A 12891-nucleotide genomic window follows, 5' to 3' on the forward strand; every position below is an offset into this window, starting at 1 on the left:
GTTTTAACAGGCCCTTCTTAGGACAGCCTAACAGCGCGCCTTCGACGCACCCGGAGGGCCGGCCGTGAATATCCAGGCGCCTCCGGTCGCTGAATAGACTGGTCCCGGCAGCACGCGATCCGAGGAGAAGCCCAGCAGCATGAGCACGGCCACGAACGTCGAAGCAACCGCAGTCTCAACGATCGAGTGGCTCTCCTCCCCCGCGACCACGATCGTCGTGCCGGTCTACCAGCGCCAGTACCGCTGGGACATCGGCGGCTGCGAGAAGCTCCTGTCCGACATCCGCGCCGTGGCGGACGAGGACGACGCGCATCGGCACTTCATCGGCTCGATCCTCTCCGCCGAGGACCATGCCCACCCGGACGCCGACCTGATCCTGATCGACGGTCAGCAGCGCATCACGACGCTCATGCTGCTCATCGCGGCCCTGCACCACGCGGTGCGCGAGATCGATCAGGAGCTCGCCGACGAGCTGGCGCGGGTGCTGGTGCGACCCGACGACGCGCACCGCACCAAGCTCCGCCCGCATGAGGCCTGGGCCGGCCTGTTCGAGTCCGTCGTGCTGGACCGGCGCGGCGCCGACCAGCCGGAGTCGCGCTTCGACGACAACTACGCGTTCTTCCGGTCCCAGGTGCACGCCGACGAGGCGCCGCGGATCTGGCGAGGGCTGCAGAAGCTCGAGCACGTCTCGATCACCCTCGGCGAAGCCGCCAACGCGCAGCAGATCTTCGAGAGCCTCAACTCCACCGGAGAGCCGCTGCGCGATCACGAGCTGATCCACAACTACATCCTCATGGGGCTCTCGCACGCGCAGCAGCAGCAGGTCGAGGAGGACTTCTGGCTGCCGATCGAGCGCAACACGGGCGAGGCGATCGGCGCATTCTGGCGCCACTTCCTGATCATGACCACCGGCCGCGAGGTGTCCGTCGATGGCGAGCACGGCGTCTACAGCGCGTTCCGGCATGAGTTCCCGCACATGGGCATGGAGGACCTGCCGGCGCAGGCGAGCGTGTGGCGGGAGTTCTCGGACATCTACCGGATGCTGCTGAATCCCTCGCAGGAGCGGGATCCGGAGATCCGGCGGCAGCTGGTCTACATCAACACCTTCGGGCGCTCCACGTATCCGCTCGTGCTCAGCGCCTATCGCGACCACCAGCTCGGCGTGATCTCCAAGGACGAACTGGTGCAGACGCTGGAGCGGATGCAGTCGATGCTGCTGCGCCGCGCGGTCGTCGGCATCCCGAACGACCGTCTCATCGCCCGACTCTGCCGTGCCAGGGCACAGGGACCGGAGGAGCTGCTGCGCGCCTTCGCCCGGATCACGCCGTCGGACGAGCGGATCCGGGTGGCGCTGAAGTTCACCGACCTCCCTCACGCGCTGTACGTACTGGGCCGGATCGAAGGCGTCGCCGACCCCGGTGGCTTCGACGTCGAGCACATCGTGCCGACCGCGCCGCACGACTCCTGGTCCGGCGACGGCGTGCGTGCATGGAGCGAGTACTCCGAGGACGAGCAGAACAGCCACCGCGCCCTCGCCGGGACGCTGGGCAACCTGACCCTGCTGGAGGAGCCTCTCGCCGAACGCGTCTACGGCGCGTCGTTCCCGGACAAGCGCGATGCCTACCGCCGCAGCAGGGTCGATGAGAACACCGCCCTCGCCGGTCTCGACGCGTGGGGCACCGCGGCGATCGCGGAGCGGACGGCCGCGCTCACCGACGCGTTCGTGCAGGTGTGGCGCCGACCCGCCGTCGTGGACATCGACGACGACGGACTCACCCCGATCCTCGACGCCGTGCGACGGCGCGGCTGGCCGACCGGATGGGAGCGGGAGTTCGACTACGTCGAGTATCGCGGTGAGCGCTGGGAGGTTCCGGACGTGAAGTACCTGTTCAACCGCGTCTTCCGGCGCGGCTGGACGGACACGCGCGACGCTCTCGACGCGTTCAACGACCGCAACGGCGGGCCGATCTACGACGAGAAGGCGTGGAACGGGACCTGGGACGAGCTGGACGAGGGCCACTTCCTCTACATGGGGTGGGACGCGAAGTACATGATGAGCGCGGTGCAGGGCCTCCTGGAGGAGTCGGGCCTGGCCGCGGAAGTGTTCGTGAAGTACTCCTACATCGGGAATGTGATGTGATGACGATCTCTGCCGCCGCTCCTTTCGAGAGCACTGTGATCCGCCGCCGGATGATGGACCTCGCCGTCGAGGAGCACACCCTCACCGTGCCGCTCGTGTGGTCGGATCCCTCCGACAGCCGCACGATCGACGTATTCGCCTCCGTCGTCGCACGCGAGGGCGGAGAGGATCTCCCCTATCTGGTCTTCCTCCAGGGTGGTCCCGGTTCCGAGGCGCCCCGCGCGCTTCATGCGCCGGCGGCGCCGTCGTGGCTGGATCAGGCCCTTCAGCACCACCGCGTGGTCATGATCGATCAGCGCGGCACCGGTCGGTCCACCCCGGTCGGCGACGGCATCCTGTCCCTCGGGTCGGAGACGGTGGCGGAGTACCTCACCCATCTGCGCGCGGATGCGATCGTGCGGGACTGCGAGGCGATGCGTTCGCATCTGGGAGTTGACCGCTGGAACGTCCTCGGGCAGTCGTTCGGCGGATTCACGACTCTCGCGTACCTCTCCACCGATGCCTCGTCGATCGATCGGGCGTACCTGACCGGCGGCCTCAGCACGGTGACACGCAGTCCAGACGAGGTGTACGCGCTCTGTTACGACAAGATGCGCGATGCGTCGGAGCGGTACTACCGGCGCTTCCCCGAACACCGCGAACGCATGCGCCGCCTGGTGGATCTCGCATCGGCCGGCGAGATCGTGCTGCCGAGCGGCGAGGTCGTCTCGCCGTCCCGGTTGCGCTCGGTGGGATCCGCCCTGGGCACCAACGACGGCTGGCAGACGCTCTGGCAGCTTCTCGAACTGGATCCGTCGAGCAACGCGTTCCGCTACGACCTCGCGAGCGCGATGCCGTTCGGCGGTCGCAACCCGCTGTACTTCGTCTTCCACGAGTCCAGCTATGCGAACGGCCATGTCACGGACTGGTCGGCCGAGCGCGTCGAGCCCGACGACTTCGTCCAGGATGTCACGCTGTTCACCGGCGAGCACATCCGTCGCGAGTGGACGGAGACGGTCCCGGCTTTCCAGCCGTGGCGTGAGGTCGCACTGACCCTGGCCGACCACGAATGGCCCGCGATCTACGATCCCGCGGCGCTGGCCGCATCCGGTGTGAAGGGCGCCGCCTCCGTCTACGTGAATGACCCGTACGTTCCGATCGAGTACTCGTTGGAGACCGCGGCGCTGCTTCCGGATCTGCGCCTGTGGGTCACGAGCGAGCACGAGCACAACGGGTTGCGCGCCGGGCGCGTGTTCGAGCACCTCGTCGACCTCGCCCACGACCGCCGGGTGCGCTGACCCCCGCCGACCTGACCCCGACGCTGGCGCACGGGAGCGGTGCGCGCGGCGTCAGCCGGCGCGCACCGCCTCGTAGCCGGGCAGCAGTGCCTGCCAGCGCTCCTTCCAGGCCGGCGCCGGCTGGGACGAGGACCACCCGGTCGGATGCGCTGTCGCGCCTGACTCCAGCGCACGCCGGAGGTCTTCGAGATGCACCTGCCATCCCGCGGCGTGGAAGTGGAGCACTCCGACGCCCAATCCGCGTTCCTCGACGACCAGCCGGGATCTCTCCCCCTCAGCGGACAGCCAGGCCTCGATCACCGTCTCCTCGTCCGTGCCCGGTTCCTGGGTGATGACAAGGTGATGCGGAGCCTCGCAGACGTCGATCCGCATGGATCCGGTCCAGGTGCTCGTGAAGGTGGCGCGCAGCATGCCACCCGGACGGAAGTCGCCCGCCAACTGGGCGATCCAGCGCGCCGCGCGCTCCGGATCCGTGCACGCCTGCCACAGGTCGTCCACGTCGGTGTCGTAGACGTCCTCCACGCGGATCGCGCCCGTGGCGTCGTCGAGCTCCCACATCGTGCCGGTCATGATCATGTCCTGTCCTTCTTCCCTCGGGCGATCTCGGTATGCAAGGCGTCGAGTCGCTGCGTCCACAGATCGCGGTACCGTTCGAGCCACTCGTCGAGGTCGGCGAGCGCTTCCGGCCGCAGCCGGTAGATGCGCCGCTGTGCATCCTGTCGCACGTCGACCAGACCCGCTTCGCGCAGCACCCGCAGGTGGCGGGACACTCCCGGCCGCGCGATCGGCAGCGCATCGGCCAGCTCCCCCGCGGTCGCATCGTGATCCCGCAGGATGTCCAGCACGACGCGCCGGTTCGGGTCGGCGAGGGCCTGCAGTACGGCGTCCATGGCCCTGAACGTACCGCATCGGGTACGTACCCACAAGGTTACATTCGGGCGGAACGTAGCGGCGTCGCGTGCGCTCGTCAACCCCGTGGTGTTCGATCCGCCGTCCTGTGAACGTGAGATCCACGACACACGAGAGGAGACGCGCACATGAGCGCTGCAGACCACGTGAAGAACGCGGCGGAGAAGATGTCCGGCAAGGTCAAAGAGGGGGCCGGCAAGGTCACCGACAACGAGGAACTCGAGAACGAGGGCCGGATGGATCAGGCCAAGGCCGACCTCAAGGAGGCGGGCGAGCACCTGAAGGACGACGCGAAGAACGCCGGCGAGCACATCAAGGACGCGATGGACCGCTGATACGAACAGACGCGCCGCCCCGCCGGACATCTCCCCGATGCCCGGCGGGGCGAACGCGACATCACGCTGACTCGTCTGCGTGCGTCACACCCGGGCGCCGTCGAACGATCCCGTCAGCACATCGACAAGAGCATGCCCGTGCGTCATTTGCGGGTGGTGTCCGGCACCGGGCACCGAGATCAGCTCGACGTTCGGACGCGACCTGAGCATCTCCTCCTCTCTGGGATCGAGCGGATCCTCGCTTCCCGTGATGATGCGGATCGGGCCGTCGAATCGCCCGAGCACCTCTCGGAGCTCGGACCGCCACCGGGCCGAACTCGCCAGGGCGAGCTGCGCAGCGACCCTCGCAGCCCCGCTGCGCTTGAGATCGCCGACGGTGGACTCGAGAGCGGCTGCGCTCGCGTCCGACCCGGTGAGCCGGAACGACAGCCGCACCGGGTCGATGCGGCGCAGGTAGGCGCGTACGAACGGCCGCAGGCTCGCTGAGACTCCGGCCCGGGGCTGGAGGAAGAACGGCGCGACCAGAGTGAGCGACGTGACCCGGCCCGGGAGCCGATCGGCCGCGAGCACCGCCGCGGCCGAACCGAGCGAATGGCCGATGATCTCGACGGGCTCCTCGCCCAGCAGGCCCGGCAGCCACCGATCCCAGTCCCGCACTCCGGTGCCGCCGCTGAGACCGAGGCCCGGGAGGTCCAGGGCGCGCGCATCGACGGCCTCGGCGACTTCGGTCCAGGTGTCGGCGTTGACGGGCAGCCCCGGGAGGATCAGCCGGGTGGCGTCGCGCCGGCCGAGCTCGAACGTCTTCAGCCCGCCGACGTCCACGAACCTCCGGTCGTCGGCCCCGGCACGGCCGAAGCGATGCGCCGCCAGATGGTCGGCCCAGCGATCGAGGGAGACCAGGACGTCCGGCGTGCGGATCCCGTTCCGCTGCGCCAGCTCGATCGCGGATGTCGTCGGATAGCGGTCGTCCGACAGGAAGCCGAGCGTCTCGGGATCCGCCTTGGTGATGCGCGACGGAAGCCGCTTGATGACACCGACGGGCACGCGCAGCCACGGAACCTTCGCGCCGAGGTGCCGGCCGACGTGCGTGAGCAGCTCCGCCAGCGGCGGGGTGTCGTCGTCGAGCACCCAGTAGGCTGTGCCGACAGCCGCCGGGTCGATCGCGGCCGCCGCCATGAAGGCCGCCAGATAGTCGACCGTGAGAACGGGCAGGAACGTGCCCCTGCCCGCGGGCAGCGCGGTCGCCGTCCCGTCCCAGATCTGCTCGATCGTGGTGGCCAGCCCGATGTGCTGATCGGACTCCCCCGTCGCGCTGTCGCCGATCACGCTCGCCGGATTGACGATCGTCCACGGGATCCCGCGCTCGTTGGCCTCGGCCTGGAAGATGGCGTCGGATTCCACCTTGGACGCCTCGTAGCCGCCGAGCTCCTTGTAGACCGCGGCACGATGTGCGTCCGACCACGGGACCGTGGCAGGATCCTGTCCCCCGACCCGGTAGCCGGAGATGTGGACGACGCGCTGCAGCTCGGGAAGCCCCTCGGCGAACTCGATCAGCTTCTCGACGATGCCGACGTTCGCGTCGCGCGCCTCCTGGGCGGGCATACCGAACCGGTAGGAGCCTGCGCAGTTGTGGATCTCGGTGACGGACGAGAACGCCGCGGCACCGCCGGAGACGATCTCCGGCGCATCGAAGTCGACGATCGTCGTGCTGATGCTGCGCGTCAGACCGTGCTCGCTCAGCCATCGTTCGACGCGTGCTGCAGATGCGGCACTCCGCACCGCGGCGGTGACGTTCGCACCGGACTCCGCGAGGGTCAGCACGAGGTGCCGGCCGATCAACCCCGAGGCCCCGAAGACCAGCGCGTGACGGGGCGCCTCCTGCGCGGTCATCGCGTGATCCCCTCAGCCTGGATGCGCTGCTCGATGAGCGTCGCCACGACGTCGGCGGCCGCGATCAGGGGTTGGACGCTCCGCATGGCACGGGAGACGATCACCGCTCCCTCGATCGTGGAGACGACGACCGTCGCGAGGGTACGGGCCTCTTCGGCGCCGATGCCTCCGGCTTCGAGGAGCGCGGCCGTCGGCGTGATCCAGGACGTGAAGGCCGTCGCGCACGCCTGTCGGATCCGCTCGCTCTCCGCACCCATCTCGAGAGCGACCACCGAGACCGGGCAACCCAGCCGGAAGTCGCTTTCACTGACGATGTCCGCCAATGCCTCGATCACGACGCGGGCCGTCGCAGCCGCGCCGTCCGCCGACTCGGCAGCCTCCGCGATCAAGGTCTCGAACTGCGTCGTGGCGAGCTCGACCGCGGCGACGCCCAGGCCTTCCTTCCCGTCAGGGAAGTGGAAGTAGATCGATCCCTTGGGTGCCGCGGCGTGGTCTGTCACCGCGTTCAGGCCCGTGCCGCTGTAGCCGCTGGTCTGGATGAGTTCGAGCATGGACTCTGTGAGCCGTGCCTTCGTGAGGTCTCCCTTTGATGCCATGCGCACAAGAATAGACCGGTCTACATATTTTGCAAGTCGACGAAGAGGTGCGCGCGTCGTACAGGACTCGAAGTGTGGGGCGGGCGGGACTTGAACCCGCGATCGTTGGGTTATGAGCCCACTGCCTTCACCAGCTTGGCCACCGCCCCGGATCTTCGAGACTACCGGGCCAGGGCGACCCTCCGGTGCACTCGGCTCAGAGCGGGGTCGCCTGGCGGTGCAGCGCCGAATGCTCGCGGTAGACCCGGGCGTTCTGGCGCAGCCCTTCCCTCTCCTCGGCAGAGAGTTCGCGGCGGACCTTGGCCGGCACGCCCGCGACGAGCGATCCGTCCGGCACTTCCATGCCGCTCAGCACCAGCGCACCGCCGGCGATGAGACATTCGGATCCGATCACGGCCCCGTTCAGCACCACGGCCCCCATGCCGATCAGCGATCCGTCGCCGATCGTGCAGCCGTGCACGACCGCGTTGTGGCCGATCGACACATCGTCGCCGATGGTGACGCCATGGCCAGGGTCGACGTGCACCGAGACGCTGTCCTGCGCGTTGCTGCCGGCGCCGATCCGGATCTCCGCGGAATCCGCGCGGAGTACGGCGTTGTACCAGACGCTGGAGCCCTCGCCGATCGTCACCGCCCCGATCACTTTCGCGCCCGCGGCGAGGAACGCCGTGGAATCGATGACGGGGATTCGGCCGGGCAGGGACAGGACGGTGGCATCGTCGCTCATACTGCGACCCTATCCGCCCCGCCCTCGCGCGCGTCCCCGGTCAGCCGATCCCCATCGCGCTCTTCAGCGCCGCGGTGTACTGCGGGGCGAGGGAGTTCGCGAACGTCACCGTGATGTGGTCCTGGTCACGGTAGATGTTGGCTCCGCCGACCACCGCACGGCAGTTCTCGTCGTCGCAGAAGACCTTTGTGAAGTCGAGCAGCGTGACATCCTTCTGACCATGCGCGGCCGCGCGCAGCGGGTCCTTCTCGGTCAGCAGGTCGGAGCGCGAGCCGTCGCAGGCGCTCGGGGCGCGGGTGCGCAGACACTTGTTCGGGTCGGTCTCCCAGACGGGGTTGTCGACGACGGTGACCACGGGCGTTCCCTTGGACGTCTGCGTGGCCCAGGCCTCGCGGTACCCGGCGACCGCCGCCTCGTAGGAGGAGGCATGATCCCCCGCGGCGTACGGCGTCGTGGAGAGCGCGGCGGTGAAGATCGCGTCGAAGTGCCGCTTCTCGAGCTGCTTCGCCACCGCGGCGCGATACTGCGTGCACGCGTCGCCGAACGCCCCGCCGGTGGACAGCGGCGTGGTGTTCCACGGACAGGCGCCCTTGAAGTACGTGGTGAGGTGCCACCCTTCCTTCTCCGCGATGCCCTGGAACGTGGTGAGCAGCTGATACGCGTGGCTGTCGCCGATCAGAGCGACCTGCTTCGCGTTCGGGTCCTTTGAGCCGAACTCGCACGAGACCGGCCGTGCGTCGTTGAGCTGCACGAAGCACTGCGACGCCTCCGGACGGTCGACGCCCGCGAAGCCTGGGGCGGGAAGGATCTCATCGGACTTGGTCCCCGCACAAGACTCATCGAGGATGGCCGCCGCACCGAAGCACGCCGGGGGATTCGCACGAAGTTCGGCGATGGCCTGCACGCCCTGCTGGTAGGTGCCCGCGTTCGCGGCCCAGCCGACGCCCGCGGCACCCGCGACGATCACCATCGCAGCGAGTGACGCCCACAGCGAGAGCCGCGGCTTGCGCGAGGTCAGGGGCTTCCAGGTGCGGGTCGGATCCTCCACGAACTTCTTGGTGAGCCAGGCCAGCAGGAAGCAGATGCCGACCAGCGCGACGCGGTGGTAGATCGTGAGGCCCCAGAACGGCACGGACGGCGCGATGATGATGAGCGGCCAGTGCCACAGATACAGGCTGTACGAGATGTCGCCGGTGAAGCGCATCGGCCGCATCGCCAGGATGCGGGTCGGATGCCACCAGCGCTCGGTGTTGGAGGCGGCGATGACCGCCGCCGCCGCAAGCGTGGGGATCGCAGCCATGTAGCCGGGGAACGGCGTCTGCGCGTCGAAGCGGTAGATCACGACGAGCAGCACGATGATGCCGCCCCAGCCCAGGATGAAGCTGCCGATCGCGTTGCTCACGCGGAGGCGGGGCACCAGGGCGAGCACGGCGCCCACACCGAACTGCCACATCCGGCCGAAGGTGACGAAGTATGCGGGCGCCGGATTCGTCGCCGTGAACCAGACGCAGAACGCGAAGGAGACCACCGAGACGATGCCGATCGCGATCGCCGCCGCGCGGAGGCGGGAGCCGCGGAAGTGCTTCACCGCGATCCATGCCGCGAGCAGCATGATCAGCGGCCAGAGCACGTAGAACTGCTCCTCGAGGGACAGCGACCAGTAGTGCTGCACCATCGTCGGATCGCCGGCGTGCGCGAGGTAGTCGGCCGAGTTCAGCGCGAGGAACCAGTTCTCGACGTAGAAAGTGGACGCCACGATCTCCTGCAGCTCCGCGGGGAGCTGGGACAACGGCGACAGCACCGGGATCGCCGCGACGATCGCGCAGAACAGCAGCACGAGCAGCGACGCAGGAAGCAGGCGTCGCGCACGGCGAGCCCAGAACTGGCCGAGGTTCACCCGCCCCGTGGCGTTCAGCTCACGCGCAAGGTGCGCGGTGATCAGGAACCCGGAGATGACGAAGAAGATGTCGACGCCGACGTAGCCGCCGCTCAGCCGTCCCGGCCAGAAGTGGTACAGCACGACGGCCAGCACCGCGATCGCGCGCAGACCCTGCACATGAGGGATGAAGTTCGATCCGACCTTCTGCGCGGCGGAGGTGCCCCGCGTTTCGGATGTACGGAGTCGGCGCAGGGCCGCACGGGAGGAGGTACCAGCTGTTGCCACCTGACGAAGGTATCCCGGATCGCTGAGTCCTCCCGTCCTCCACGCGGTGCGCTCGTGGATCCACAGGGAAGGCCAGCCTTGCCGAAATAGCATCTGACCTGCGAGTTAGCGTTGCCTCAGCTTGCTTGCGGAACAAACTGAGCCGAGTAGCGTTGCTCTCAAGACATCAGCACGCACGGATCCGAATGATCACCGAGGAGTCATCATGAGCAACGCCGAGACCATCACCCAGGCCACCGTCGACCCGACCGTCGCGGCCGGCGCCGCCCAGTTCCTGACCCCGGTCGTGCTGGGCCTCCAGGCGCTCACCGTGAACGGCAAGCAGGCGCACTGGCACGTGCGCGGCGCGAACTTCGTCGGCGTGCACGAGCTGCTCGACGTGATCGTCGACCACGCAGGAGACTTCGCCGACACCGCCGCGGAGCGCATCGTCGCTCTGGGCCTGCCGATCGACGCCCGCGTCACGGTCGTCGCCGAGAAGGCCGGCGCGACGCAGGTCCCCGCCGGATTCACCCGTTCGGACGACCTCGTGCGCGCCGTGATCGCCGACATCGACGCGATCCTCGTCAACGTGAAGGCCGCTGTCGAGGGCCTCGACGAGATCGACCTCACCAGCCAGGACGTGGCGATCGAGATCCAGCGCGGCCTCGAGAAGGACCGCTGGTTCCTCGTCTCGCACATCGCCGCCTGACCCACGGCGCACAGCTCGGAAGGACCTCCGCCCCGCTCAGGGACGGGGGTCCTTCTGCAAGTAGGCGAGCACGGCCAGCACGCGACGATGGTCGGTGCCGGAATCCTCGAGGCCGAGCTTGGCGAAGATGGCGGACACGTTCTTCTCCACCGCGCCCACCCCGATGCTCATGCCGGCTGCGATCGACGCGTTGCTGCGCCCCTCCGCCATCGCCTCGAGGACTTCGCGCTCCCGAGGGGTGAGACGACCGACCGGATCGGGTCCGGTACGCATCAGCTGCTGCACGACCCGAGGATCCAGCACCGTCCCGCCCTGGCTGACCTGCTGGACGGCTCCGGAGAGCTCTTCGAGTGAGGTGACCCTGTCCTTGAGGAGATAGCCGACTCCCCCGTCGCCGGCCCCGAGCAGTTCCCTCGCATAGACGCCTTCGACGTACTGGCTGAGCACGAGGATGCCCACCTCGGGGAGAGCCGCCCGCAGCGCCAGAGCTGCGCGGATCCCTTCGTCCCGGAACGACGGAGGCATCCGCACGTCCAGCACGGCCACCGTCGCGGCCGCAGCACGGGTGCGCGCCACCACGTCCTCGGCGTCGGCATACGCGCCGACGGTCTCGAATCCGGCCTCGGCGAGCAGACGCACGAGACCTTCGCGCAGCAGGATCGAGTCCTCGAAGAGGATCACCCGCAGCGGAGTCTGCTGATCGGTCACGCCCTTCAGACTAGGGCGCGGCAGGCCAGAGCGCGGGCGCTCACCGCGCCGTCGGTGCGGCCCGCGGCGGCGCAGCTCACGCGGAGACGGGCACCGTCACCGTCACGATGGTCGGGCCGCCGGCCGGGCTGTCGATGTGCATCGCGCCGCTCAGGCCCTGCACCCGCCGGGCAAGGCCTTCGAGTCCGCCTCCGGGGCGCGGGGCGGCACCGCCGTGACCGTCGTCCAGCACGGTGACGCGGACCACGGGTCCTTCCCGGACCGCGGTCACCGATGCGCTGTCCGCTCCCCCGTGCTTCACGGCGTTGGTCAGCAGCTCCGCGACCACGAAGTACAGGTTGCGCGCGGCTTCGGGGCTCAGTGCCGCCGTGATGGAAGGGGCGACCTCGACCCGAACCGGAAGCGCACTGGCGGCCGCGAGCCCGGCGATCGCCTCGGCGATCCCCCGGTCCTGCAGCAGCGGCGGCGCGACACCGCCGGCCAGCGCCCTCAGCTCGTCCAGCGCGGCCTGGGCGTGCCCGCGAGACTCCTGTGCGAGCACCGCCACCGCCGCGGCATCGCCGTCCGCCGCGCGCCGCTCGAGCGCGGCGAGATCCATCTGCAGGCGCACCAGGCGCTGCTGCGGGCCGTCGTGCAGGTCCCGCTCGAGCCGGCGCAGCCCGGCGTCCTCCGCCTGCACGGCCGCACCGCGTGAGGCGTCCAGACCCTGGACCTGCGCCACCAGGTCGTCGGACTCCCATCGCCCAGTCAATGCGGCGGCGACCGTGCCGTGCAGTCGTGCGAGGCCGCTGAGCACGAGCGGCAGCGTTCCCAGGAAGACCAGCCCGACGACCAGGTACAGCATCGAGGCCCACAGATGCGGATCCGGAGACGGGTCGAACCCGCCGAAGATGTGCTGCACCGCCCAGGGGACCCAGACGCTCTCGGCGTTGCCGTCGGGGATGAACGACGACCAGAACCAGTACGTCGGGCCGCCGAGCGCCATCGAGACCCAGATCGTGGCGATGGCGAACGTGACGATCGCCACGATCGGGCGCACGAGCAGGCTCGACAGCAGCGCCATCCAGTAGTGCGCGTTCCGCAGCGGTTGCGTCAGACGGGCCCAGGACCCGGTGCCCTTCGTGCCGCGGTGCCAGTCGGGCGCGGCGATGGCGGGGTGGTCGGTCATCCGCAGCAGCGCCCGCTCCGCCTCGGCGAAGCCGCGGGCGATGTAGAGAGACCCCACCAGCACCGGCACTCCGATCACCAGCACGAGGGAGCCGATGCCGACGCCGAAGACGGTCCAGGTCACTCCCATCGCCAGGATCGCGAGCGGTACCGACAGCAGCACGAGGAAGAGCGCGTTGCCGGGCGCCGCAGCCCATGCCCGCCCATATCCGCGCCGGGGCGCGGCCGGCGGCGCCGGGAGGCGCGAGTCGAGGGAGCGGGTCGCGGTTGTCATCGGGAGATCTCCT

12 protein-coding genes and 1 tRNA gene are annotated in these 12891 nt (G+C 69.1%); 4 read left to right on the forward strand and 9 right to left on the reverse strand.

Annotation, left to right across the window (positions count from 1 at the left end; all coding sequences use genetic code 11):
- The first annotated feature begins 139 nt into the window (after nt 1-139).
- On the forward strand, nt 140-2140 hold the full coding sequence (locus ACTJI8_RS03040) for a DUF262 domain-containing protein (RefSeq protein ID WP_440731924.1): 2001 nt from the start codon (nt 140-142) through the stop codon (nt 2138-2140).
- Entirely contained in the window at nt 2140-3417 is a 1278-nt protein-coding gene (locus ACTJI8_RS03045) for an alpha/beta fold hydrolase (RefSeq protein WP_440731925.1), read from the forward strand. The genes ACTJI8_RS03040 and ACTJI8_RS03045 overlap by 1 nt, the downstream gene beginning before the upstream one ends.
- 51 nt (nt 3418-3468) lie before the next feature.
- Here ACTJI8_RS03045 and ACTJI8_RS03050 read toward each other — a convergent pair whose 3' ends face one another.
- A complete protein-coding gene (locus tag ACTJI8_RS03050) occupies nt 3469-3993 on the reverse strand; it encodes an SRPBCC domain-containing protein (protein WP_440731926.1) in 525 nt (174 codons plus the stop codon).
- Nucleotides 3990-4307, reverse strand: a complete 318-nt coding sequence (locus ACTJI8_RS03055; RefSeq protein WP_440731927.1) for an ArsR/SmtB family transcription factor — start codon at nt 4305-4307, stop codon at nt 3990-3992. The genes ACTJI8_RS03050 and ACTJI8_RS03055 overlap by 4 nt, the downstream gene beginning before the upstream one ends.
- Before the next feature lie 147 nt (nt 4308-4454).
- Between ACTJI8_RS03055 and ACTJI8_RS03060 the strand changes: the two genes are divergently transcribed.
- Complete coding sequence (locus tag ACTJI8_RS03060) at nt 4455-4661, forward strand: CsbD family protein (protein WP_440731928.1); 207 nt, start codon at nt 4455-4457, stop codon at nt 4659-4661.
- 84 nt (nt 4662-4745) lie between these two features.
- On the opposite strand, the gene ACTJI8_RS03065 is transcribed toward ACTJI8_RS03060, so the two are convergent.
- From ACTJI8_RS03065 to ACTJI8_RS03085, 5 genes are all read right to left on the reverse strand, one after another.
- Nucleotides 4746-6551, reverse strand: a complete 1806-nt coding sequence (locus ACTJI8_RS03065) for an alpha/beta fold hydrolase (protein WP_440731929.1) — start codon at nt 6549-6551, stop codon at nt 4746-4748.
- The gene (locus ACTJI8_RS03070; protein WP_440731930.1) at nt 6548-7147 is read right to left on the reverse strand and encodes a TetR/AcrR family transcriptional regulator; all 600 of its coding nucleotides are present in this window, start codon (nt 7145-7147) and stop codon (nt 6548-6550) included. The genes ACTJI8_RS03065 and ACTJI8_RS03070 overlap by 4 nt, the downstream gene beginning before the upstream one ends.
- A gap of 75 nt (nt 7148-7222) precedes the next feature.
- A tRNA-Ile gene (locus ACTJI8_RS03075) sits at nt 7223-7296 on the reverse strand.
- A 47-nt stretch (nt 7297-7343) separates the two neighbouring features.
- On the reverse strand, nt 7344-7874 hold the full coding sequence (locus tag ACTJI8_RS03080) for a gamma carbonic anhydrase family protein (RefSeq protein WP_440731931.1): 531 nt from the start codon (nt 7872-7874) through the stop codon (nt 7344-7346).
- Between the two features lie 40 nt (nt 7875-7914).
- Entirely contained in the window at nt 7915-10038 is a 2124-nt protein-coding gene (locus ACTJI8_RS03085) for an acyltransferase family protein (protein WP_440731932.1), read from the reverse strand.
- A 205-nt stretch (nt 10039-10243) separates the two neighbouring features.
- On the opposite strand from ACTJI8_RS03085, the gene ACTJI8_RS03090 reads away from it, so the two are divergent.
- Complete coding sequence (locus ACTJI8_RS03090; protein ID WP_440731933.1) at nt 10244-10729, forward strand: Dps family protein; 486 nt, start codon at nt 10244-10246, stop codon at nt 10727-10729.
- Nucleotides 10730-10765: 36 nt separating this feature from the next.
- Here the strand turns inward: ACTJI8_RS03090 and ACTJI8_RS03095 are convergent, their stop codons facing one another.
- On the reverse strand, nt 10766-11437 hold the full coding sequence (locus ACTJI8_RS03095) for a response regulator (RefSeq protein ID WP_440731934.1): 672 nt from the start codon (nt 11435-11437) through the stop codon (nt 10766-10768).
- Between the two features lie 76 nt (nt 11438-11513).
- The gene (locus ACTJI8_RS03100; RefSeq protein ID WP_440731935.1) at nt 11514-12878 is read right to left on the reverse strand and encodes a sensor histidine kinase; all 1365 of its coding nucleotides are present in this window, start codon (nt 12876-12878) and stop codon (nt 11514-11516) included.
- Nucleotides 12879-12891: the final 13 nt, after the last annotated feature.

Origin of the sequence: Microbacterium sp. 22303 (assembly GCF_052045265.1) — a bacterium.
Taxonomy (GTDB): domain Bacteria; phylum Actinomycetota; class Actinomycetes; order Actinomycetales; family Microbacteriaceae; genus Microbacterium.

Coding starts and splice junctions, on each gene's coding strand:
- ACTJI8_RS03040 (WP_440731924.1), top strand. CDS start 140: ATGAGCACGGCCACGAACGTCGAAGCAACCGCAGTCTCAACGATCGAG.
- ACTJI8_RS03045 (WP_440731925.1), top strand. CDS start 2,140: ATGACGATCTCTGCCGCCGCTCCTTTCGAGAGCACTGTGATCCGCCGC.
- ACTJI8_RS03050 (WP_440731926.1), bottom strand. CDS start 3,993: ATGATCATGACCGGCACGATGTGGGAGCTCGACGACGCCACGGGCGCG.
- ACTJI8_RS03055 (WP_440731927.1), bottom strand. CDS start 4,307: ATGGACGCCGTACTGCAGGCCCTCGCCGACCCGAACCGGCGCGTCGTG.
- ACTJI8_RS03060 (WP_440731928.1), top strand. CDS start 4,455: ATGAGCGCTGCAGACCACGTGAAGAACGCGGCGGAGAAGATGTCCGGC.
- ACTJI8_RS03065 (WP_440731929.1), bottom strand. CDS start 6,551: ATGACCGCGCAGGAGGCGCCCCGTCACGCGCTGGTCTTCGGGGCCTCG.
- ACTJI8_RS03070 (WP_440731930.1), bottom strand. CDS start 7,147: ATGGCATCAAAGGGAGACCTCACGAAGGCACGGCTCACAGAGTCCATG.
- ACTJI8_RS03080 (WP_440731931.1), bottom strand. CDS start 7,874: ATGAGCGACGATGCCACCGTCCTGTCCCTGCCCGGCCGAATCCCCGTC.
- ACTJI8_RS03090 (WP_440731933.1), top strand. CDS start 10,244: ATGAGCAACGCCGAGACCATCACCCAGGCCACCGTCGACCCGACCGTC.
- ACTJI8_RS03100 (WP_440731935.1), bottom strand. CDS start 12,878: ATGACAACCGCGACCCGCTCCCTCGACTCGCGCCTCCCGGCGCCGCCG.